This is a genomic window from Bacillus sp. YBWC18, from assembly GCF_002998775.1.
In the GTDB taxonomy this organism is placed as follows: domain Bacteria; phylum Bacillota; class Bacilli; order Bacillales; family Bacillaceae; genus Bacillus.
Genome location: NZ_PVRI01000003.1, coordinates 397,184 through 420,325, shown reverse-complemented (window position 1 = coordinate 420,325; position 23,142 = coordinate 397,184). Strand labels below are relative to the sequence as shown.

Sequence of the window (23,142 nt, the reverse complement as noted above, 5' to 3'; positions counted from 1 at the left end):
CTATATATATCCTCCTTGAAAATCTGTTTCCATAGCAAATACCACATTCTGCCCTAATTATATATTCTATCATAATTTGCAGAAAAAAAGATATTTCTTTACAAAAGTCTTTACAAAATTTGTGGTTAGAAACTACCGATATGAGGAAGATATATATGTCATGTTTATGAACAAAGAACTAAGCTTACTGTTTCACAGGCTCGCCTTCTAAAATTTCTTCTTTTTTATACTTTAATTTAGTGGCTTCTCCTCCTCGCAAGTGGCGGATTGATTTATGATAATCCAGTATCTCCTTCACTTCATTAGCCAGATCTGGATTAATTTCTGGCAGTCTTTCTGTTAGATCCTTGTGTACAGTACTTTTAGAGACTCCAAATTCTTTCGCAATTACACGAACGGTTTTCTTTGTCTCCACGATATACTTTCCTATCTTGATTGTTCGCTCTTTGATGTAATCGTGCACACCACTCGACCTCCCTAAAATGGATGTGAGAAGTGTGAAATGAGATCCGTATCAATATTATCCATTTTCAGGGGCGCTTGTTCGTCTTAATTTCTCATCCATTAGGTAGTAAATGCCAAACACGATCCCTCACCTCAAACACTCTCTTTGTCAGGTTTGTAACAGTGTATTAGCATTGCATAGGGAATATGCTAAAAATGAAGATGGGACAAGGGATTTATCAGAAAATGCAATCATTTCGAGTGGCGAAAATTTTCACTTTACAAGAATGGGTCGAGCACGTAAAATAGGAAAGGTGATTTTATTTACCTAGCTAAATATTTAAAAAAAGGTGAGCATATGGATACGTTAAATAGAGAGTGTTTACATCAAATACACCAAAGCGCCAGGTTGCTGTCTAAAAAGGCGAACGAAGCGCTTGTTGCTTATGACTTGTACATGTCCCAATGGACTGTACTTTTTTGTTTGGATACATTCGGCCCGAAAACCCAAAAAGACATTTGGACATATTTGAACGTCGAAGCCCCAACCATTACCCGAACCGTAACCCGTCTAGAAGCTAATGGCTGGGTGAAACGTGTACAAGGAAAAGACAAACGTGAAAATCTGATCGTGATGACAGATGATGCTAAGGCCCGATTTGAAGAAATCAAACGTACGATGGAACAATTTGAAGAAGAATGTCTTTCAGATTTCACCCACGAAGAAAAACAACTCCTCCATACACTTTTACACAAATTATCAACTGAATAGGAAGTGACATACATCATGAACGAACGCATTTGGACAAGAGACTTTATCATGATTGTCCTGGTGAATTTATTTACGTTCACCTCTTTTTATGCCCTTTTGACCTTGCTGCCTATTTACACAATGGATGAACTAAATGGAACAGAATCACAGGGTGGCCTTCTTGTGACGGTTTTCTTATTGTCTGCTATTGTGACAAGACCGTTTTCTGGAGCCATTATTGAGAAATTCGGCAAAAAACGGATGGCGATTTTCTCGTCAACGGCATTTGCCTTACTCACTTATTTATACATTCCGATTGATCAATTCCATACGCTTCTCATGCTGCGTTTCGTGCAGGGCATCTTTTTTAGCATTTTGACGACAGTAGCCAGTGCCATTGCGGCAGATATGATTCCAAAACATAAACGCGGGGAAGGACTCGGCTACTTTGTCATGTCCATGAACCTTGCTGTGGTTATCGGTCCATTTATTGCATTGAATCAAGTAGGAAAAGTAGGATTCCATTCCTTATTCCTTCTCTTTTCCATTATCGTTACCATCGGGGCTGCTTTTACGATGCTGATTAGACAGCCGGAGCCTGAAAACGGGGGAAGCATCGTCTTCCGATTTACTTTTTCCCACCTGTTTGAAAAAGGCGCATTAAAAACAGCGGCAGTCGGCATCATTATTTCCTTCTGTTATTCGCCGATCATTTCATTTATTTCAGTCTATGCCAATTCCCTTCACTTGATGGGTGCAAGCAGTTATTTCTTTATTGTGTTTGCGGCAGCGATGCTTGGATCACGTCCATTTACAGGCAGACTTTTTGACCGAGTAGGACCTCACATTGTGATCTATCCTTCCATTGCTCTTTTTGCGATTGGTTTATGGATGCTGACAGCTACACATTCAGCGACAATGCTTCTTTTATCAGGTGGTGTCATTGGACTTGGCTATGGATCGCTAGTACCATGTTTACAAACACTTGCCATTCAGCACTCACCAGCTCACCGTACAGGCTATGCGACGGCTACTTTCTTCACTTTATATGATACGGGGATTGCTGCTGGCTCATTTGTATTTGGTCTTCTTGTCAGCTTCACCGACTTTTCAAATGTATATCTCATTGCAGGTATTGTTGTCTTGCTCAGTATGATTGTTTTTTATTGGAGCGAACGAAAGCCCCAAGAAGCAAAAGCACAGAAGGTCTCCCTATCAGAATAGGATACTATTTTAAACTTCATCGGAAACATGCTAAAATATAGGATATTTCAAATAGACGATTATTTGAAAAATAGTTGGCATTAAGCGAAGGTATAGGTGATGTTTTGAATTACGAATTGTTTAAAGTCATACACGGGATGGCTCATCATTCTGAGTTTTTAGATCAGGCCATGATTTTCATTACGAAAAAGGCCATTCTTGTGTATGCCCTTGTCTTATTGATTTGCTGGTTTTTAGGTAATCACAAATTTAAGAAGCATGTCTTCTTTTCGGGTGTAACGGGTATCGCGGCACTTATCGTCAATTTTGCGATTACACTGTTTCATTATGAGGAGCGGCCGTTTGTGGCGCATAAAGTCGACACACTCATTCCGCACTCAGCAGACGCTTCCTTCCCAAGTGACCATACAACAGGTGCACTGGCTCTTTCACTTGCCATTCGATCTCGTAATAAAAAGCTTGGCAACATCTTGCTCGTCTTTGGATTACTCACAGGATTCTCCCGCATCTGGGTCGGTCACCATTATCCATTAGATGTCTTAGGCAGCTTAGTCGTATCGATCGTGGTTGTCTTTATCATGAATAAATTATGGAAGTTCTTTGACTCTCCAATTGACCGCATTGTCACTTTCTATGAGACAATTGTAGGGAAAATATTCAGAAGGAAGCAAAAGGATCAGGGCTCTGACCTGTCTAACTCTTAAGCGGCTTGCGATAATGTGATGAAGAATCTTCTTCCACTTATCGCGCCGCTTTTTTTATTGGCTGTCCTCCTCTGACCTTGTTCGAAAAATAAAGACTGACACCGATGCCGGTAAGGGAAATCATGATCAACGTCCAGCCTAACTGCTCAAAATGAGGACCAGCAATTTCATCCCCAAACAGCATACCGAGGACAGCAGACGACAGAATGGAACCAAGGTAACGGCATGTTTGAAAAAGCCCAGAGGACGTGCCAATCATATGCTGAGGACTTGCCTTGAGCATCGCAGCTTGCAGCGCAACATTCCCAATCCCGTAACTCAGTCCAAGCAGCGCTAGAACCACCCCTTTTCCCCATAATGGTGCCGGAATAAAAAAGAAGGTCATCGCAGACGCTCCAGCCAGCATCAATACCGCACTGGCTAATACTGGATGACGTTCATCCCCGCGGTCCACCCACTTTCCTGTTAGCGGCGACACAATGATGCTCACCCCAGACATGCACAGCATAAAAAGACCCGTCATTTCCACACGCCAGCCTAATTCATCCTGGAAATAGCTCGGCAAACCAAAGAAAAGACAATAGAAAAATATATTTAAAATGATAAATTGCACATACACAAGTGACAGCCGCTGCTCCTGTCTGAACATTCGAATTTGAATAAACGGTTCATCCACCTGATACTCCCACCAGATAAAAGCGCCTGCACTCACGAGACAAAGAATCCCCTGTACATATTGAATCCCATCACCTAGTGATAATAAAAACGAAAGCAGAAGGACAATACAAACTGTAAAAAGAAGCATCCCTGGCAAATCGAGCTTCCGTACCGTTTCACCTATACGAAGCTTTCTCTTTTTCTGCTCCTTTGGAAACAAAGTTAGTCCAAGAAAGAAGCTGATCAAAATAAAAGGCAGGTTCACTAAAAAGATAGCCGGCCAGCCGCCGATTGTCATCAAAAAGCCGCCAAGCGTCGGTCCAAGTGCCGTCATCGCCGAAGCAAAAATGGACAATACCGCTAACGCCGAAGCCTGCTTTTCCTGAATATGATCCCGAATGAGTCCGACACCAGAAGGATAAATGGCACTGCTCCCAATCGCCTGCAGCAGCCGGATCACAATCAGCACTGCAAACGTTGGGGCAAACGGCGCACAGATGGCTGACACCGCCACAAGACCTAGCCCGAATAAAAATAATGTTCTCCGGCTCATCACATGATCCCCAATCCGGCCGCTCACCGGCTGCGTCACCGCACTTGCTAAATAAAAAGACGAAATAAGCCAAGATACAGTCGTAAATGACAAACCGAATTCATGCTGAATTTGATGCAAGGCCAAAGAAATCATCGAGGAATTCAGTGGATTTAACATCGTTCCAAAGGCAATAGCAGTTAAAAAAACCTTTCGGCTGTCTCTCCACTTGTTCATACACCGACCCCCTTTTTGTGATCTGGCATGTTTTTTGCCAATCCTTCCGTTATTATGAGATTCATTTCCCTTTTTTACCCTAATCAATTCAAGTTCTCTCTCGGAAAAGCAAGACATACATTTTAAAAAGGGCGAGTGTTGGAAAAACACATATAAAATTGAGAATATGAGGAACAAATGGTAAGATGCTACACATATTTAAAAGCCTACTTTCTCCTTATATGGAGAACGGCTGAAAAGGAGGAGAAGCTTATTATTAAAAAAAGACGGTTTTGGGTCCCAGCCCTTTTCTCGGTTGCAGTATTACTTCTGTCTTCGTGTGGTTCAAATGAAACAAATGGGAACGGAGATAAACGTAATTCTACAGCGAAAGGGTCGCCAATTTTAGAGGATGGAAAATTTATATTTGCAGCATCAGGTGAATTTCACCCGTTCAGTTACATGGATGGAAATCAGATGTCAGGCTTTGATATCGATGTAGGCAATGCGATTAGTGACAAACTAGGCCTCGAGCCTATACAGAAGAAATATAAATTCGCAGGCATCGTCGAAGGTGTGAAATCAGGAAAATTTGATGCAGCAGTTGCAAGTCATACCATCAATGAGGAACGAAAAAAACACGTCCTTCTTTCTAAGCCCTACTACTACTCTGGTCCGCAAATTTTCACAAGACCTGGAGCAGACATTCAATATGCTGATGATTTAAAAGGCAAAGAAATCGCTGTATCTAAAGGCTCGTCCTACGCTGATATCGCAAAGAAACATAGCGGGCAGGAACCAAAATATTACGACAGTGATGTAGTCGCTTTAGAAGCACTAGCCAACGGAAAACACGATGCAGTCGTGACGGATTTTGCCACAGGTGCAGAAGCCATGAAGAAAAAATTAAAGATCGAAGCGCAGGAAAGACTCGGACAAAGTGAGCAGGCAATCGCTGTATCTAAAGAAAATGAACAGCTCATAAAAGAGATCAACGATGCGATTGACGCACTAAAAAAAGACGGAACATTAAAACAAATTAGCGAGAAATACTTTGATGAAGACATCACGGTCAAACAAAATTAAAACCACGATTGTGCGCCTTTTTTAGGCGCACTTTCTTCAAATGGAGATGATTGTTTTGCCTACCCTATCACATTTTTTTCAGACGCTGATTGATTCAAGAGGTATTTTTTTAGAAGGAATGCTGCTCACCTTACAGCTCACTGTGATCAGCATCTTCATCGGCATGTTCATCGGGCTCTTCTTTGCTTTATTGAAAATATCACGTGTGGCTGTTTTCGGTTATATCGCCAACGCCTATATCTTCCTTGTACGCGGCACACCTCTGATTGTTCAAATTTTCATCCTATATTTTGGACTGACAGAATTAAATATCCCCGACTTCTGGGCCGCTTCCATTGCGCTCGCCTTTCATAACGGAGCGTATATAGCAGAAATATTCAGAGGTGCCATCCAATCAATCGATCATGGGCAAAAAGAGGCTGGACGCTCTCTTGGCATGGGACGTTTTCTAACAATGAGACGCATCATTCTCCCGCAAGCGATGCGGCGCGCCCTCCCCCCTCTTGGCAACCAGTTCATTATCGGCTTAAAAGATTCATCACTCGCCGCCTTTATCAGCGTCAATGAACTATTTAACGTCGCCACGACCCAAGGCTCAAACAGCTTTGACAATATGACCTATTTACTTGTTGTAGCCGTCTATTACTTAGTTCTTGTCTTGCTATTAACATTTGCTGTCCAAACCTTTGAGAAGAAATTATCAGTCAGTGACCATTAGGAGGAGAAACATGACAGAATCAAAGGAACTCATTCGTGTTGAAAAACTCAATAAACACTTCGGAGAACTGCATGTTTTAAAGGATATCGATCTCACTGTTTATGAAAATGATGTGGTCGTCTTAATTGGAGCCAGTGGCTCTGGAAAAAGCACCTTGCTCCGCTGTATGAACTTTTTAGAAATCAAAAATGATGGAGAAATCATCATTGATGGCAGCCCTGTTCACCCAAAACGCGATCAATTAAACGAGATGCGGCAAAAAATAGGCATGGTGTTTCAGCATTTTAATCTCTTCCCGCATAAAACTGTGCTTGAAAACATCATCGAAGCGCCTGTCATGGTGAGAAAAACAAAAAAGGCTCAAGCTGTATCAGAAGCCAACGTCCTGTTGGAAAAGGTCGGACTTGCGGATAAGGCCAACGTATATCCTTCTAAATTATCAGGTGGTCAAAAGCAGCGTGTGGCCATTGCAAGAGCTCTCGCCATGAAGCCAGATGTCATGTTATTTGACGAACCTACGTCGGCCCTCGATCCAGAGCTTGTAGGCGAGGTACTGCAAACAATGAAAAGTCTCGCAAAAGAAGGCATGACGATGGTCATTGTCACACATGAAATGGGCTTTGCGAAAGAAGTCGCCGATCGTGTCGTCTATATGCACGAAGGCCGCATCGTCGAAGAAGGCATCCCATCAGAATTGTTCGATTCTCCTCAAGAGGAACGAACCAAGCTGTTTCTCAGCTCCATTTTATAGGTCAAACGCCCTTTATTTTTCGTGCTCAATGCACGTTTTTTCTCTTTTTTTACGAACTTTTCATCCATTTATATTGAATATAACCAAAAACTATGTAAGATTAACTTACACGGTTATGTTATATATGACTTTTCTCTCTATAATGAAGAATTAAGAAATCAATTAATTCTGAATGATTCAGGGGGAATGCAGCATGCAAATGGGTGATACAGTATTTATGTTCTTCTGCGCACTACTCGTGTGGTTAATGACACCGGGTTTAGCCTTATTCTACGGAGGACTCGTGAGAAGTAAAAACGTCTTAAGCACAACCATGCACAGCTTAACTTCACTAGCAATCGTCTCCATCGTATGGATCATGTTTGGCTATTCCTTGGCTTTTGCGCCAGGCAATGCATGGATCGGAGGCTTAGACTGGATTGGACTAAAAGGCGTTGGCTTTGAACCTGGTTCCTACAGTGAGACCATTCCACATTCATTGTTCATGATGTTCCAAATGACCTTTGCCGTCTTAACAACAGCCATCATCTCAGGTGCCTTTGCTGAACGAATTCGCTACTCAGCGGTCGTCGTGTTTACACTCCTTTGGGTCACATTTGTATACGCGCCAGTCGCACACTGGGTATGGGGCGGCGGTTGGATTGGCGAAATGGGTGCACTTGACTTCGCTGGAGGAAACGTGGTTCACATTTCATCTGGTGTTGCGGGTCTAGTCGTGGCGATTGTGCTCGGGAAGCGTAAAGAAGCAGCAAACTCTTCTCCTCATAATTTGATCTACACCCTTCTTGGCGGAGCTGTCATTTGGTTTGGATGGTTTGGCTTTAACGTTGGAAGTGCCCTTACATTAGACAGTGTCGCGATGTATGCCTTTATTAACACTAATACAGCTGCTGCTGCAGGAATCATCGGCTGGCTGTTAGTAGAGTGGATGATCAACAAAAAGCCGACCATGCTCGGCGCGATTTCTGGAGCCATCGCAGGTCTTGTCGCGATTACACCTGCCGCAGGTTTTGTCACCCCATTTGCTTCTATTATCATCGGAATCATCGGCGGGATCGTGTGTTTCTGGGGAGTCTTCTCACTCAAAGCCAAATTTGGCTATGATGATGCACTGGATGCATTCGGGCTTCACGGAATTGGCGGGACTTGGGGAGGTATTGCAACTGGACTTTTCGCAACAACCTCTGTCAATGACGGCGGAGCCAATGGCTTATTTTACGGAGATGCCAGCTTACTTTGGAAGCAAGTAGTCGCTATTGTTGCCACCTACGCCTTTGTAGCCGTTGTGACATACGTGATCATCAAAGTGGTCAATCTCTTCTTCAAGATTCGTGCAACCGAAGAAGAAGAATCAGTGGGCCTTGATTTAACCATGCACGGTGAAAAAGCCTATCAAGATTAAAGAAAAAGGGGTGTCTCGATGAGCAAAATGTATAAAGTGGAGATTGTCACACGTCCAGCCAATTTTGAAACATTAAAGGTGGAGCTTGGAAAGATTGGTGTCACCTCAATTACCTTTTCGAATGTGCACGGTTGCGGCCTACAAAAGGGACATACAGAGCTATACCGCGGCGTCAAAAAGGAAAGCAATGTGTACGAACGATTAAAGATTGAAATCGTCCTAAGCAAAGTACCTGTCGAACTGGTCGTAGAAACAGCTCAAAAGGTACTTCGTACAGGCGAACCAGGGGATGGGAAAATTTTTATATATGAGATAGAAAATACAATCAACATTCGGACAGGTGAAGAAGGGCCTGCCGCCCTATAAACCATCCTCCGCCAAGTGCGGAGGATTTTTTTAAGACAGAAAAAACCTCTGCATAATTCATACACAGAGGTTGCAAGGCTTTAAGATTGTTTTGTTTCTTCAGATTGACTGCTGTCTTTAGAGGAATCAGAAGACTTTTCTTGATCAGAGGATTTCCCCTTCTCATCAGACTTTTCTTCAGATTTTTCTCCAGCAGGCTCTTTGGCCTTATCTTCAGCAGCAGGTTCCTTCGTTTTTTCATCAGCTTTTGGCTGAGCAGGTTCTTTTGCTTCTTCCGTCACTTCTTGCGCGGCCTTTTCAATAGTCGAAACAGGCTTGTCAATGAAGCTAAGTGGATTAAGCGCTAAACCTTCCATACGAATTTCAAAATGCACATGGTTGCCGCTTTCAGCACCATAAAGATTTTTACCAGAAGCACCGATGACATCATTCTGCTTCACTTCATCGCCTTCTTTGACACTCACTTGTGACAACGATTGATAAACAGTCGATAATCCATCTTCATGTTCAATTTCAACGACGTGACCGAGAACTGGATCTTTTTTCGCTTGAACCACTGTTCCACTAAGAGCAGCTGTGACATCAAACACTTTGCCATCTTTATCTGCAAGATCAATACCTTTGCTCAAGGTATAGGTGTTATTATAGTTTACAAGTGCTGCTTCTTTTTCTTTTTGATCAGCATCTGCTTCATAGAACTTTTTCACGACAGAAACATTATCAGAATTCTGGACCGGCATTGCAACATTTTCAATTGGCTTTCCAACTTCAACGGCATCATCACGCTGTTCTTGCCCTGTTTGATTTCCATCAGATAGTTGGTCTTTCACATCTTTTGATACAGCTTGGTACCAAAGAACGGCTGTTAACACGACCGCTGCGCTGACCAAGTAAATAGCAGGGAATACCCAGCGCTTACGGAAAAATTGCTGAACTTTTGTGATTTTGGAAGTACGTTTCTTTTCTTCCTCTCTCATTTTTCATCACCTCAGCAACATTCTGAACACTTTTCAAAAAATATATACACACGAAATCATTTTTCTTTTTATTTTGCGCAATCGCACCAATAATATGTATGATGAATGAAAAAAAGATGGGGGACTTTATTGTGAAAACTTTCAACCGCATAGCAACAGAAGATGATCTCAAAGCGATCGTTGATATTTACAATTCAACCATTGCTTCAAGAGAAGTAACCGCCGACATAGAACCAGTTTCAGTTGAAGACCGCCGGCAATGGTTTTTGAATCATTCAGAGAAAAGACCTCTCTATGTGAAAACAGATGAGGATGGACATATCTACGGCTGGCTCAGCTTTGAAACGTTTTACGGAAGACCTGCATACAACGGGACCGTTGAAATGAGTATTTACTTAAACCAAGACGATCGAGGGAAAGGCTTAGGGTCACTTTTCTTACAAGAGGCCATTGAGTTGGCACCTTCATTAGGCATTCGAACGTTACTTGCCTTTATTTTCGGGCACAACGAAGCCAGCATTCAATTATTTAAAAAGCACGGCTTTGAGACATGGGGTCACCTGCCACGTATCGCAGAAATGGACGGCAGCAGGTACGATTTAGATATTCTAGGAAAAGAATTATAAAACGAGCGTCTCTCCAACAAAGAGACGCTTTTTTATGAAGCATGTAACAGCTGTTCAAACTGTTTCGCATTTTGAAGAGATTTTCTTTGCAGGATGATGCCATGTTCATCCATCAGAATCGCTTGCGGAACAACAGTTACCCCATACAGCTCCATGATTTGCGAAGAGCGCACATACACAGCTTGATCAGGCAGCAATTGAAGAAGCGATGCATCATCTCCTTGTTCATCTCCATTGATCAAAATGAATTGAGTATCGTCGCTAGAGATGTGCTGCTTCATATCAGACAAAATGCTTTTGCATGTCATACAAGTAGAGTTCACAAATAACAGCATCACGGCTCTTCCGCTCTGCAAATATTCCTTTAAAATGACCTTATCCCCTAAATGTGTATAGCTTCGAAATAACGGCGCCGCATCACCAACATCCGCTTCCTTTAATTCAATCCCATCAAGAGTTTTGATTTTATTCATAAATTTTCCGATAAAGCGGGCAAGCAAAAACACCACAGCCAGCTGAGCAATGACAATGAATAACACAATAATCAGTAGAATATCTGTCATTTCACTTGGTCTCCTTCTATAAATGATTCAAATTGATTCCACTTTCTTTTGAACATCATGATGTCTTTTCCCACCGCTATAATGAAACAGACAGCCACTGCAATCAGAAAACAAATAATGTGAAATTGCCATGGAATTGTTTCTACATAGGGATGCACATAAAACAAGCCAATCACAAGAGCCAGCATCGACACATTACGAATCACAATTCCCCAGTGAAGACGGTCATTTTCAAGTAAACCTCCACAGCCGCATGAAATGTTACGATGTCCTCTCAATAAATTGAAAGTGACCGCTCCAGTATAGGTACATAAAAGTGCTGTAAGACCAATCGCAGGTACAAGAGACATGTTCCATACGAACAATAGACCAGTACAAGCCAATTCAATAGTCAAAAACAAATAAAACATTGGCGCCGTGAGCGCAGAAGGCAGCAGCCGATAAGCATTCATCTGTTGCATATGCGCCGTTTGTTTTCTCACTTTATCAAGCCATGCACCTGCAAAGATGATTCCTAAGAAATAGACACCTATAAAATAAAAGACACTCACCTTACGCCATCTCCTTTTGTTGAAATAGTTGAGATTGTGCCTCATAAAGCCTTTTGTACTCTCCACCTAGCGCCATCAGCTCTTCATGGTTCCCTTCTTCAACGAAAGCACCATCTTTCATCACGATAATGCGGTCTGCTAAGCGGGCCGCTCCCATACGGTGTGTGATAAACAAGACCCCTTGATCCTGCGTATGATCGAATAGCTTTCGAATGAGTGAAATCTCCGATAGCGGATCAAGAGCAGAAGTCGGTTCATCTAAAATGATAAAATCACTTTCTCTAAAGAAGGTTCTCGCCATCGCAAGCTTTTGCCATTGTCCGCCAGACAGTTCATGACCTTCTTCAAAAAACCGGCCAAGCTGCGCATCGTATGTTTCTTCCATTTGATGAATTCTTTTCTCTATGCCTGCTTGCCGCGCAGCTGACACCATGCGCTCTTCCTCATCTATTTCGTCGATACGGCCAAATCCAATGTTTTCTTTCACAGTGAATTCGTACTTCATAAAATCTTGAAAAAGGACAGCCATTCTCGCATGATATGATTTTTTATAAATGGTCGAAATAGACTCACCATTGACCTTTTGCATATTCGGCTTGTCTGGATCATATAAACCGGTCAAACATTTAATCAAGGTCGTCTTACCTGATCCGTTATCCCCCACCAATGCAATGCGTTCACCTTTATTGATATGAAAATGTATATGCTCAATAGCAGGCGTTTTCATATTCGGATAGGTAAAAGAGAGGTTTTCTAGCGTAATGGACTGAATACACTCAATCCTCCGAAGCGATGCCCCTTTCTCTGTCTGTTCATCAATTTCTTCTTCTCTCTTTTGAAAAGTTCTCATTTCATTAATATAGAGACTCGTTTCATATAAACTAGAACATTCCCTCGTTAAGTCTTGAAAACCACTTTGAATATTTTGCACAGCTTGGAGCACAGCGACAAACGTACCCGCTGCTAATTTTTTTTGAAAGATAAGAAAGACAATAAAAAGACCGCAGCACACATAGGCAAATGTCATAAGCAATCCGCCCGCCATCTCCCAGCGAACCTGCCGTTTTAGTAATTTATATTTTTCATCTGCACTTTTTACATAATGACCTTTCCATTTTTGAAGAAGATAATGTCCTATTCCATATAAACGGATTTCCTTCAATGAATCTCGCTGTGCAACAAGGTCGGACACATACATTTCTCTTCGATCGTTAGCAGTTAACATGCGGTTTAGTTGATACCGTGCGCCTCCAAAGAAGAGCTCAATCCACAAGACAGGCAGGGTAAATAAGATCAGAATGGCCGCCAAACCCCAATGGATACCGATCATATAAATGAGAAGTGATACAACAGTAATCAATGCGCTCATGATTGTAAAAATACTTCTAACCATACTCAGAACATGCTGATGACTGTTCATCACACGTTGACTTTCATTATAAAAAGACGGATGTTCAAATGTAATATATGGCAGCCTGATTGCCTTTTGAAGCAATTCACCCTTCAAATGCAAACCAATCAAATTTGTCGCTTTTTGCTGACTAAGTTGAAGAATGAATTGAAGCCCATATCCTAAAACCACAATGACCATTTGCAACCCAAATAACCTTAAGACCTTTTGAATGTCTCCTGAAGAAGTCATGAATAAAATAATTTCATTAATCAATGTTTGAATAATCCAGACACTAGCCAAAGGCATAAAACCAACGATCACTTGGATCAATAGAGTTAACAGAAGATATGATCGACTTCTTTTCCAAGTATAGGAGATTGCATATAAACAATGGTTCACTGTACTCATCAAACGCTCCACCTTACACCATTTAGTATAATTGACATATTTTTGATATTTATATTATGATAGCTCTGCGTAACTTCATTCTGAGAGGACGATAACGATGAATTCAATCTTACTTTTACAGCTCACTCTTATTCTTTGCAGTCTTTTATTGACGATCGGAATCATCATCTATTTAAAACACCAGATGGAATTAATCATCTTACCGATCCAGCATGTCGGACAAAAACTTGTTCATCCGCTAATTGAAAAACCATCACCTATTCAAATGAATGATTTGCTGCAAACCAATCACAAGCAACAGCTGCTTATATTCACTGACACAGCATGTCCGCACTGCATCCCATCACTGGAACAATTCCTAGAAACGAAAAGGCAGCGTCAATTAGACATTTCTTTTAGTATTTTGCTAAAGAATGGGCAAGAAGAGGATCAAGAATTATATCGTGATAGCCAAACCATCATGCAAGTTATCTCAGTGGACGAACAAATGATAGGCGCCTTCCAGATTGAAGAGTTTCCATATTACATCATGGTAGAAGAAGATGAAACAATCTCATATGCAGCCCCTTTTCCGGATGGTCTTTATTCAAGGATTCCTGCAAAATAAAGATAAATGAGGCATGTGAAGACAACAAACACACGCCTCGTTTTTTTATTGGTGTGGATCTGCCTGAACATCCTGATCCTTTTCCCTTGCGGCAATTTCACCTGCTTCACTTGAAGCTGCCGCTTGTTCCTCAGCTTGTTCAAACTCACTGCGAGCCTCATTTGAAATGTCTACTTGGTCACCATGCTGATTCACAGTAACAGACGAAGAAGACGATTCTTTTTGAACCTCTTTCTCTAGTTCCTTTAATTTAGACACATGAAGCTCCAAATCTTTCCCTTGCTGAACTAGAGTCAGTTGTTGAAATAATGCCTTTCTCTCTTCTGGAGAATGGTCGCCTTGAACAATTTTCGCAGCTTGGTTTAAAAAAGAATTTGATGTTTGACCCGCTTGACGACTGTTTGACATCTGCACAGCATTTGTTAAAAATGAAATTGAAGATATGCTCATGCGTTCACATCCTATTAAATAAAATCCTTGAATTTAGCAGCCACATCTAACGCGTTCTTGGCTAGTACATATCTCACCTGTATCACGATCCACGTAGTAACGGAAAGTTCCAACACCTTGAAGGAAACAAGTTGGCGCTGATTTACATGAAGTGACTAATTTTTGTAAAATACATCTTGAAGCTGCAGGTTGAACATTGGTCATTTTGTTTAAGAAACGATCTAACATATGAATTCCACCTTCCAATTTTTATGGTAATACAACACAATAATAACCAATTACAAGACAACTAACAACATATTTTGATAAATTTACTAATTATTTTTAACTACTAATCTTATTTATGACATAAACTGTCGTTAAAATTTATAGTAAATGTTACTTTTTTCTTATTTGAAGATAATTTATTTATCCATAAATAGTAAAGTGAAGATAGAAATATTTTTTAATTGCTCTACATTCACTCTTCCTAAAGTACTACTTGCTCAAGTATGATAAAGAGTGAATACATAAAGGAGTGAACACCATTGCAACAAACTGAGAAAATCATTCAATCTCTTCATTCGATCACAAAGTGGGGGAAAGTTGGTAGTATATTTCTCTATATTTCAGGCGGCCTAGCTATTCTTATTGGTTTTTGGCTTGTTCTTCCTGCTGCCCTTGGCGTCTTCCTCATTATGATGGGAATCCATGTACAAAAATCTGTAAACGCAGCTGAACAATTAATTCAAGCTCCTGATACTTCTTATGAAGAGTTATTAGAACAATATGCTAAGATGATGAAAATGCAGACGCTATTTGCCATATCAAGTATTGTCACAGTCATTCTCTCATTCATCGCCATTATCTTGATGCTGATATTAGGTGGCCTAGCCTTTCTTCAAGAAATTCCTAGTGACGTCCAGCAATACGAAGGTGAATACGAACAAGAGCTTGGAGACTTTTATTAATGGAGAGGGGTATCAATGAACATTCGATACCCCTTTTGTTTGATCATTTGGCATTGTTCATCCTACTAAGCTTGACATTCCGCCTTGATCATTTTAAAATACAAATCGTAACCATTACGAATTAAAGGAGGATCCTATTACTGATGCGCGTAAAAATTACCTTAGCCTGTACTGAAACGGGTGACAGAAACTATATCACAACAAAGAATAAAAGAACGAACCCGGACCGACTGGAGTTAAAAAAATATTCTCCTCGGCTAAAGAAATATACCCTTCATAGAGAAACAAAATAATTTTTTAGATTTTAAATCGTAATCATTACTTTTTAAGTGAGGCGGAAATCAAAATGAGTATGGTTAAAAGGACAGAAAGAAATGAATAAGCGAATACCTGTTACAGTATTAAGCGGTTTTTTAGGTGCAGGAAAAACAACAATATTAAATCATGTCCTACAAAATCGTAAAGGGTTAAAAGTAGCTGTGATCGTCAATGACATGAGCGAAATTAATATTGATGCAGAACTAGTCAAACAAGGCGGTGAGCTCTCTCGATCAGATGAGAAGCTAGTTGAATTGTCTAATGGTTGTATTTGCTGCACATTGAGAGAAGATTTGTTAATCGAAGTAGAACGCCTGTGTAAGACTGGTCATATCGATTATATTGTCATTGAGTCAACAGGTATTAGTGAACCAATTCCAGTCGCGCAAACTTTCTCTTATATTGATGAAGAAATGGGAATAGATTTGACACGCTTTTGCCGGTTAGACACGATGGTCACTGTTGTAGATGCGAATCGTTTCTGGACCGACTTCCAGTCAGGAGAAAGTTTATTAGACCGTAAACAAGCCGTTTCCGATGATGACGAACGAGAAATTTCCGATTTACTTATTGATCAAATTGAATTTTGTGACGTGCTGATTATAAATAAATGTGATCTAGTATCAAACTCAGAATTAGATCGACTTGAGCGCGTGCTGACCACACTTCAACCAGAAGCATCTATCATCAGAACCTCAAAAGGTAAAGTACAGCCAAGTGACATTTTGAATACTGGTTTATTTGACTTTGAAAAATCCAGTGCTTCTGCTGGCTGGATCAAAGAAATCAACGCCGGGCATTCTCAGCATACGCCGGAAACAGAAGAATACCAAATCTCATCTTTTGTTTATGAAAGAAGACTCCCCTTCCATACTGGCAGGTTAAATAATTGGTTAGATCAGATGCCAGAGCAAATAGTTCGCGCTAAAGGATTTACATGGCTTGCCACACATCATGATTTAACCATTTTAATTTCACAGGCCGGAAAATCTGTTGCGATTGAACCAATTGCATACTGGATTGCTGCCTTGCCTGAGCAAGATAAGGCACGGATATTAAAGCAAGAACCAGAGCTTCTTGAAGAGTGGGACGCAGAATTTGGTGATCGGCATACAAAACTTGTGTTTATCGGCGTAGATTTGCCTAAAGCAGATATCATTCGCACACTAGATCAATGCTTACTCACACCTGAAGAATTTGATCAAGATTGGACTACATTTGAAGACCCCTTTCAATGGAAAATCCAACATTAAAAAAGGAGGGTTTTAAGTGGCAAAGAAATCTAAGATTGCTAAAGAAAAAAAGCGGCAGCAGCTTGTATTGAGATATGCAGAATTAAGAAAAGAGTTAAAAGAAAAAGGTGACTATGAAGCTTTACGGAAATTACCTAGAGACTCTTCCCCTACCCGTTTAAAAAACCGCTGTGAATTAACCGGCCGCCCTAGAGGTTACTTACGAAAATTTAAAATGTCTAGAATTGCTTTTCGTGAGCTTGCCTATAAGGGCCACATCCCAGGAGTAAAAAAATCGAGCTGGTAAAGATTGAGTTGATCTTATCACAGCTCTCATAAAAGTAAAGTAGCAAAAAATGTTTAAAATTCTATTTTCCAGGCATTTCTAAACCTTTTTGAGCTACAAAATAACATTTTAAAAACCAGCAGAGTTTCTGCTGGTTTTTTATAATGACTGGATTCATAAGATGAATAGACCTATTTCAAAAAAAGATTGTCAACAATGATTATGACTTTTTCTCTTCTTTTCAAAAATACATGATCATGATACTTTGTTGTCACTACCCACCGATGTATGACATTTCAACTTTTTTCTGATCTTTCTTCTGTTCTCTCTCGGCTGAATATTGATCATGTCTATTCGACCATAGTTCCTTCAATATATTCTTTATATCTTCATTATCTTTAGCCGAGCGAATCACCCGTTTCAGATCAAAACCCGACGATGCAAAAAGACATGTAAACAATTCACCGCGAGCAGAAAGCCTCGCTCTGTTACATGTTCCACAAAAAGCATCTGAAACAGAAGAAATAATGCCTATCTCTCCTGAACCATCTTTATAAAAGAATCGGTTGGCTACTTCACCTGGATATTGAGGAGGTTCTGGTTTGATAGGAAATGTTGAATCAATTAGACCAATGATCTCTTTCTTTGTCATGACATGCTCTAGATTCCATTTGTTCGTATTTCCAACATCCATAAACTCGATAAATCTGAGAACATGTCCTTCTTTTTTAAAGTAAGCTGCCATTGGTAAAACATCCTGATCATTCACACCTTTTTGAACAACCATATTGATCTTAATAGCAAGTCCAGCTTTTTTTGCAGCCTCAATCCCATCAAACACTTTTTGGATAGAAATATTCCTTCCGTTCATTTGCATAAAACGGTCAGGATTTAATGAATCCAAACTAATGGTGACTCTCTGAAGACCTGCTTTCTTTAACTTATCAGCATATAAAGGTAAAAGCGTTCCATTGGTTGTCATAGCAATGTCTTCGATTCCTGGAATTTTTGAGAGCTTTTCTATTAAGATAGGCAAATCTTTTCGCATTAAAGGTTCACCACCCGTGATGCGTATTTTCACCACACCTAAGTCCTTTGCAAAAAGGGTAGCAAGCTGTTCAATTTCTTCGAAACTAAGCAGTTCTTCTTTATTCAAAAAAGGATAATCTGGTCCAAAAATTTCAGCAGGCATACAGTACGTACATCTAAAGTTACAGCGATCTGTTACTGATATTCTTAAATCGCGCAATGGTCGATGTCTCTTATCCAATATACTGTCCATACTTTGCCTCCTATTCTGTAATACGCTGATGGTGAGTGTAGATATTAAAAGATTTTCCTCTGACGAATCCAACTGTCGTGATATTTAATTCTTCTGCCATATTAAGCGCCAGCTCAGTAGGTGCTGATTTTGAGATGACGATCGACACTCCTAGTTTTGCTGCCTTCAATAAAACTTCTGACGATATCCGGCCGCTAAACACAAGGATTTTATCTCTAAGTGGAATTCGATGAAGTAAACAGTATCCATAGATTTTATCTAAAGCATTATGTCTTCCTATATCAGTTCTAGTGATGAATAGCTTCTCTGTGTCACACAGTCCAGCATTATGCACACCACCAGTATGTTGAAATAATTGGCTTTCTTCTTGTAAACACTTCATTAGATGCATACAGGTTTCAGCAGAAATGTTGATTCGATCAATGGCTGTTTTTGCCGTTTTCACATCTTGGAGAAAATAAAAGTGTCTCCCTTTCCCACAACAAGAACCAATCACTCGCTTTGTAAAATCTGATGACTGAAATCCGCTTGGGTGAACTAAATCAACATATGCAAAGCCCATACTTTCATCTATTGTAAACCTTTTAATCTCATTTTCAAATCGAATGACTCCTTCTGAAGCTAAAAAACCGATAACCAATTCTTTCAAATGATCTGGTGAACAAACAAGTGTCACAAATTCCTCTCCATTCACGATCACAGTTAAAGGGAATTCTTCTACAACTTCATCTGTTTTGCAAGTAAATTGGCCTTCACTGTATTGGTGTATGACTCGTTTCTTTTTAACAGAAGGATTCATTGTATGATCTTCCTTTCAGCACAAATTTAGTTATATGATCCAATCAAATTATGATATTATTTTAAAAAGTCATAAAATTGTAACATATTCCTATCTTATCAAACTTTTTGATTGCTTTATATGGGGGGAACAAAATGAACAAATCGAAAAATCGCTGGCTCATTGCAACAAGTGCTGTAGGAATTCATTTATCTATTGGGTCTGTTTATGCTTGGAGTGTTTTTACGAATCCTTTACATCAAGCTTTTCAGTGGTCATTGACAGAAATAAGCTTGACCTTCAGTATTGCTATTTTATTTTTAGGATTATCTGCTGCTTTCATGGGGCATTTCGTTGAAAGGTATGGTCCAAGAGCATCGGGGCTTTTCTCAGCCATTTTCTTCGGTATCGGAATGACAGGATCAGGGTTCGCTGTCCACATGTCCTCACTCCCTCTCCTCTATTTATTTTATGGTGTACTCGCTGGGATAGGATTAGGAGTAGGTTACATTGCACCTGTATCAACTTTAGTGAAATGGTTTCCGGACCGAAGAGGACTTGCAACCGGCTTAGCTATTATGGGTTTTGGATTTGCTTCTCTTATTTGCAGCCCAATTATCCAATATCTCATTGAAAAAGTGAACATCGCAAATACCTTTTACATTCTTGGAATTTCCTATTTTATGATCATGGTGATCTCATCTCTTTATTTATCACCACCAACATCTGAAGACGTCAAACAGTTTGACGTGTTAAAAACAAATCAAAGAAAAATCCCTCAGGATTTATCACAGCTTACAGCAAATGAAGCGATCAAAACACGACGTTTTTATTATTTGTGGCTCATGCTCTTTATTAATATCACATGCGGAATTGCCATTATTTCAGTTGCATCGCCTCTTGCACAAGAAAGTGTTGGATTCACTGCAGGTGCTGCAGCTACCCTTGTTGGTATTTTAGGTGCTTTTAATGGTTTAGGGCGGATTGGCTGGGCATCCTTCTCAGATTATATCGGAAGGCCGAATACGTATACAATCTTCTTTAGTATCCAGCTCATTGCCTTTCCTTTACTCCCCTATTTAAAAGAACCGCTCGTCTTTTCAATCGTGATGGCGATCATTTATACGTGCTATGGAGGAGGGTTTGCTTCAATTCCAGCCTATATTGGGGATTTATTTGGCACGAAACAACTTGGTGCCATACACGGTTATATTCTGACTGCCTGGGCCGCTGCTGGTTTAGCTGGACCTTTATTTTCATCCTTTATTCGAGATATAACAGGTAACTACACGCAAAGTCTGATGGTGTCCTCTGGCTTATTTTTCATCGCTTTTATCATATCTCTTCTCATACGGAAAGATATTCAACAGCTTAGAGAAACAAACCTTACTGCTACTTCTTCTGTCTCAGCCCGACCTTAATTTGAATTTGACAGAATCACAATCTAAAGGTAATTTTTAGATATGAAAACGCTTCATAAAGTAATAGGAGGGTGATGATATCATGGGGAAAACAAAACATAAGGGGCCTATTAAGCTTAATAAAAAACCCTCACCAAAGCTATGGGCCTCTTTTGCGCCTATGGGGCTTGGAAAAGTAAAACCGAAACACATTCGAGATACGATGAAAGTGGCATGGGAAAACAAGGATAATCTCCCCTATGCATATCGTATTTTAACGCAGGGCGTGTGTGATGGCTGTGCCCTGGGTGTTTCAGGGTTATATGACCAAACGCTCGCAGGACCTCATATATGCACCACAAGACTAAATGTACTTCGTCTTAATACAATGCCAGCTATTGATCCAAAATGGTTCGAAGATATTCAACAGCTCAAACAAATGGACAGCACCTCTCTTCGCAAACTTGGCCGTATTCCTTATCCACTGATTCGAAAAAAAGGTGACAATGCTTTTACGCGTATTTCCTGGGATGATGCATTAGATCAAATCGCAGCTAAAATCAAATCAATTGATAAACGGCAGCTCGCTTTCTATTTAACGGCTAGAGGAATTACAAATGAAGTCTATTATACCGCTGCGAAGGCAGCTCGCTTTATCGGGACAAATCATATTGATAATGCGTCTCGCATTTGTCATTCACCGAGCAAAACCGCTCTTAAACGATCCCTTGGTATAGGAGCCTCCAGCTGTAATTACAACGATTGGATCGGAACGGATGTCTTAATTTTTTGGGGATCTGTCGCAGCAAACAATCAGCCCGTTTCCACTAAATATATGTATGCGGCGAAAAAGAAAGGAACCAAAATTATTGTCATCAATCCGTACAAAGAGCCTGCCATGGAAAAGTACTGGGTTCCCTCTATTCCAGAAAGTGCTCTATTCGGCACAAAAATCGCGGATGATTTCTATCAAGTCAATATAGGCGGCGATATTGCGTTTATGAACGGCGTCATCAAACATTGGTTTGACATGGAGCAGCATGCTCCCCATTCCGCTCTTGATCATGAATTTATTCAAGCCCATACTACCGGCATACAGGATTTAAAGCAGCATGCCGCACAGTTGAAGTGGGAGGACCTAGAAGCATCATCAGGCTTATCAAAAGAAAGAATGAAGGAATTTGCGATCCTCCTTGCCAATGCCAATTCAGGCGTTTTTATTTGGAGTATGGGTCTTACCCAGCACCGCTTTGCAACTGATAATATATCACAGGTCGCCAACCTTGCTATGTTACGTGGATTTATTGGCAGGAAACATTGTGGTGTCATGCCAATTCGAGGGCATAGCGGCGTTCAAGGTTCTGGTGAAATGGGTGCTGATCCATTCGTTTTGCCGGGCAGTGATTTTGATGAAGAGAATATTGAAAGAATCGAAAAAATTTGGGGGTTTGACATTCCGAAATGGCATGGTGACACCATTGGGCAATCCTTTGAGAAAATGGCTCTCCCAAAAGAACATCCGCAAAAACTCAAAATGCTGTTTACGAGCGGCGGAAACTTTTTAGAAACGATGCCAAATCCAGATGCGATCGAAAAAGCTTTATCTGAGCTTGAACTCCGTGTCCATCAAGATATCATTTTGAATACCTCTACACTTGTAGAGGCAGAAGAGACGGTAATTGTTCTGCCTGCTATGACAAGATATGAACAGCCAGGCGGCGGTACATCAACTAGTACGGAACGCATGGTATATTTCAGTCCAGAAATTGAAGGACCTCGTATTGAGGAAGCCAGAGCAGAATGGGACATTTATATTGATCTTGCAAAAAGAGTCCGGCCAGAAGATGCTGAGCTGATTCATTTCGAAACGGCTGAAGACATTCGCCGTGAGATTGCGGTCGCAAATCGAAACTATGACGGCATCCAGTATTTGCGTCATAAAGGAGACGTTTTTCAATGGGGTGGCGCCTGGCTATGTGAAGACGGGGAGTGTCCAACACCGGACGGCAAAGGACATCTTCTTCCTGCCCAGCTGCCTCAATACCGAAAAACCGAGGGACATTTTAATATCACGACAAGAAGAGGGAAGCAATTCAATTCCATGATCTATAGCGAAAAGGATGCCTTTAATGGTGGGAAGCGTCATTCTATCTTGATGAATGACGAAGATGCAAAAGAACTTTATGTTCAAGAAGGTGATCCAGTTGTTTTGTTTAATCAATATGGGTCCTATCAAGGAGTGGCTCAATTCGGGGAGTTGAAACGTGGCAATATCGCTGTTTATTGGCCTGAAGGGAACGTTTTAATTCCAAAGGGTGTGTATGAGAGCTACTCACAGATTCCCGAATATAATACGGCGGCCATATTAGAAAAAGCCGAAACTTTTCATGCAAGAAAAGATCAGCACTACGTGGAGAAACGCATTGATGAATTAGAAACCACTTTGAATTGATCTTCAACTAAAAAACAG

25 protein-coding genes are annotated in these 23,142 nt (G+C 40.6%); 16 read left to right on the top strand and 9 right to left on the bottom strand.

Annotation, left to right across the window (positions count from 1 at the left end):
- Window positions 1-184: 184 nt before the first annotated feature.
- Window positions 185-463 (bottom strand): sporulation transcriptional regulator SpoIIID, encoded by a 279-nt coding sequence (gene spoIIID, locus C6348_RS11620; RefSeq protein WP_008343327.1) that lies wholly within the window; start codon window positions 461-463, stop codon window positions 185-187.
- Between the two features lie 339 nt (window positions 464-802).
- Between spoIIID and C6348_RS11615 the strand changes: the two genes are divergently transcribed.
- The 3 genes from C6348_RS11615 (at window position 803) to C6348_RS11605 (ending at window position 3,123) form a co-directional block, all read left to right on the top strand.
- Window positions 803-1,216 (top strand): MarR family winged helix-turn-helix transcriptional regulator, encoded by a 414-nt coding sequence (locus C6348_RS11615; RefSeq protein ID WP_060597470.1) that lies wholly within the window; start codon window positions 803-805, stop codon window positions 1,214-1,216.
- Between the two features lie 15 nt (window positions 1,217-1,231).
- A complete protein-coding gene (locus C6348_RS11610; protein ID WP_106043151.1) occupies window positions 1,232-2,419 on the top strand; it encodes an MFS transporter in 1,188 nt (395 codons plus the stop codon).
- A 104-nt stretch (window positions 2,420-2,523) separates the two neighbouring features.
- Complete coding sequence (locus C6348_RS11605; RefSeq protein WP_034660243.1) at window positions 2,524-3,123, top strand: undecaprenyl-diphosphatase; 600 nt, start codon at window positions 2,524-2,526, stop codon at window positions 3,121-3,123.
- Between the two features lie 37 nt (window positions 3,124-3,160).
- Here the strand turns inward: C6348_RS11605 and C6348_RS11600 are convergent, their stop codons facing one another.
- A complete protein-coding gene (locus tag C6348_RS11600; protein WP_034660246.1) occupies window positions 3,161-4,549 on the bottom strand; it encodes an MFS transporter in 1,389 nt (462 codons plus the stop codon).
- Window positions 4,550-4,726: 177 nt separating this feature from the next.
- Here C6348_RS11600 and C6348_RS11595 point away from each other — a divergent pair, with 177 nt between their 5' ends.
- The 5 genes from C6348_RS11595 (at window position 4,727) to C6348_RS11570 (ending at window position 8,851) form a co-directional block, all read left to right on the top strand.
- Entirely contained in the window at window positions 4,727-5,614 is an 888-nt protein-coding gene (locus C6348_RS11595) for a transporter substrate-binding domain-containing protein (protein ID WP_106043149.1), read from the top strand.
- A gap of 40 nt (window positions 5,615-5,654) precedes the next feature.
- Complete coding sequence (locus C6348_RS11590) at window positions 5,655-6,332, top strand: amino acid ABC transporter permease (protein WP_106038985.1); 678 nt, start codon at window positions 5,655-5,657, stop codon at window positions 6,330-6,332.
- 10 nt (window positions 6,333-6,342) lie between these two features.
- The gene (locus C6348_RS11585) at window positions 6,343-7,083 is read left to right on the top strand and encodes an amino acid ABC transporter ATP-binding protein (RefSeq protein ID WP_060597473.1); all 741 of its coding nucleotides are present in this window, start codon (window positions 6,343-6,345) and stop codon (window positions 7,081-7,083) included.
- A 193-nt stretch (window positions 7,084-7,276) separates the two neighbouring features.
- Window positions 7,277-8,485, top strand: a complete 1,209-nt coding sequence (locus C6348_RS11575; RefSeq protein ID WP_060597474.1) for an ammonium transporter — start codon at window positions 7,277-7,279, stop codon at window positions 8,483-8,485.
- An 18-nt stretch (window positions 8,486-8,503) separates the two neighbouring features.
- Window positions 8,504-8,851 (top strand): P-II family nitrogen regulator, encoded by a 348-nt coding sequence (locus C6348_RS11570; protein WP_034660252.1) that lies wholly within the window; start codon window positions 8,504-8,506, stop codon window positions 8,849-8,851.
- A gap of 80 nt (window positions 8,852-8,931) precedes the next feature.
- Here C6348_RS11570 and spoIIQ read toward each other — a convergent pair whose 3' ends face one another.
- A complete protein-coding gene (gene spoIIQ / locus C6348_RS11565) occupies window positions 8,932-9,828 on the bottom strand; it encodes a stage II sporulation protein SpoIIQ (protein WP_003214850.1) in 897 nt (298 codons plus the stop codon).
- A 116-nt stretch (window positions 9,829-9,944) separates the two neighbouring features.
- Here spoIIQ and C6348_RS11560 point away from each other — a divergent pair, with 116 nt between their 5' ends.
- The gene (locus tag C6348_RS11560; RefSeq protein ID WP_189288291.1) at window positions 9,945-10,454 is read left to right on the top strand and encodes a GNAT family N-acetyltransferase; all 510 of its coding nucleotides are present in this window, start codon (window positions 9,945-9,947) and stop codon (window positions 10,452-10,454) included.
- Window positions 10,455-10,486: 32 nt separating this feature from the next.
- On the opposite strand, the gene C6348_RS11555 is transcribed toward C6348_RS11560, so the two are convergent.
- The 3 genes from C6348_RS11555 to C6348_RS11545 are packed head-to-tail and all read right to left on the bottom strand — an operon-like array spanning window position 10,487 to window position 13,369.
- Window positions 10,487-11,017, bottom strand: a complete 531-nt coding sequence (locus C6348_RS11555; protein ID WP_060597477.1) for a TlpA family protein disulfide reductase — start codon at window positions 11,015-11,017, stop codon at window positions 10,487-10,489.
- Window positions 11,014-11,568, bottom strand: coding sequence for a MauE/DoxX family redox-associated membrane protein (locus C6348_RS11550; protein WP_060597478.1), 555 nt, complete (start codon window positions 11,566-11,568; stop codon window positions 11,014-11,016). The genes C6348_RS11555 and C6348_RS11550 overlap by 4 nt, the downstream gene beginning before the upstream one ends.
- 1 nt (window position 11,569) lies before the next feature.
- Window positions 11,570-13,369: an ABC transporter ATP-binding protein gene (locus tag C6348_RS11545; RefSeq protein ID WP_106043147.1), complete on the bottom strand. Its 1,800-nt coding sequence runs from the start codon at window positions 13,367-13,369 to the stop codon at window positions 11,570-11,572.
- A 97-nt stretch (window positions 13,370-13,466) separates the two neighbouring features.
- Between C6348_RS11545 and C6348_RS11540 the strand changes: the two genes are divergently transcribed.
- On the top strand, window positions 13,467-13,976 hold the full coding sequence (locus tag C6348_RS11540; RefSeq protein ID WP_106030608.1) for a thioredoxin domain-containing protein: 510 nt from the start codon (window positions 13,467-13,469) through the stop codon (window positions 13,974-13,976).
- 45 nt (window positions 13,977-14,021) lie between these two features.
- Here C6348_RS11540 and C6348_RS11535 read toward each other — a convergent pair whose 3' ends face one another.
- Window positions 14,022-14,426, bottom strand: a complete 405-nt coding sequence (locus tag C6348_RS11535; RefSeq protein WP_060597481.1) for a hypothetical protein — start codon at window positions 14,424-14,426, stop codon at window positions 14,022-14,024.
- A gap of 527 nt (window positions 14,427-14,953) precedes the next feature.
- On the opposite strand from C6348_RS11535, the gene C6348_RS11525 reads away from it, so the two are divergent.
- From C6348_RS11525 to rpsN, 4 genes are all read left to right on the top strand, one after another.
- On the top strand, window positions 14,954-15,376 hold the full coding sequence (locus tag C6348_RS11525) for a DUF5362 family protein (protein ID WP_034660265.1): 423 nt from the start codon (window positions 14,954-14,956) through the stop codon (window positions 15,374-15,376).
- Between the two features lie 143 nt (window positions 15,377-15,519).
- Window positions 15,520-15,669, top strand: a complete 150-nt coding sequence (gene rpmG / locus C6348_RS11520) for a 50S ribosomal protein L33 (RefSeq protein ID WP_003214771.1) — start codon at window positions 15,520-15,522, stop codon at window positions 15,667-15,669.
- Between the two features lie 81 nt (window positions 15,670-15,750).
- Window positions 15,751-16,947 carry a GTP-binding protein gene (locus C6348_RS11515; RefSeq protein ID WP_106030733.1) on the top strand — a complete coding sequence of 399 codons (1,197 nt, stop codon included), beginning with the start codon at window positions 15,751-15,753 and terminating at the stop codon, window positions 16,945-16,947.
- A 16-nt stretch (window positions 16,948-16,963) separates the two neighbouring features.
- On the top strand, window positions 16,964-17,233 hold the full coding sequence (rpsN, locus tag C6348_RS11510) for a 30S ribosomal protein S14 (protein WP_106043145.1): 270 nt from the start codon (window positions 16,964-16,966) through the stop codon (window positions 17,231-17,233).
- A 253-nt stretch (window positions 17,234-17,486) separates the two neighbouring features.
- On the opposite strand, the gene moaA is transcribed toward rpsN, so the two are convergent.
- A complete protein-coding gene (gene moaA / locus C6348_RS11505; protein ID WP_034660268.1) occupies window positions 17,487-18,494 on the bottom strand; it encodes a GTP 3',8-cyclase MoaA in 1,008 nt (335 codons plus the stop codon).
- A gap of 10 nt (window positions 18,495-18,504) precedes the next feature.
- Window positions 18,505-19,293, bottom strand: a complete 789-nt coding sequence (gene fdhD, locus C6348_RS11500) for a formate dehydrogenase accessory sulfurtransferase FdhD (RefSeq protein ID WP_106030610.1) — start codon at window positions 19,291-19,293, stop codon at window positions 18,505-18,507.
- Window positions 19,294-19,427: 134 nt separating this feature from the next.
- Here fdhD and C6348_RS11495 point away from each other — a divergent pair, with 134 nt between their 5' ends.
- Window positions 19,428-20,693, top strand: a complete 1,266-nt coding sequence (locus C6348_RS11495) for an L-lactate MFS transporter (protein WP_106043143.1) — start codon at window positions 19,428-19,430, stop codon at window positions 20,691-20,693.
- An 82-nt stretch (window positions 20,694-20,775) separates the two neighbouring features.
- The gene (locus C6348_RS11490; protein ID WP_106043141.1) at window positions 20,776-23,124 is read left to right on the top strand and encodes an FdhF/YdeP family oxidoreductase; all 2,349 of its coding nucleotides are present in this window, start codon (window positions 20,776-20,778) and stop codon (window positions 23,122-23,124) included.
- Window positions 23,125-23,142: the final 18 nt, after the last annotated feature.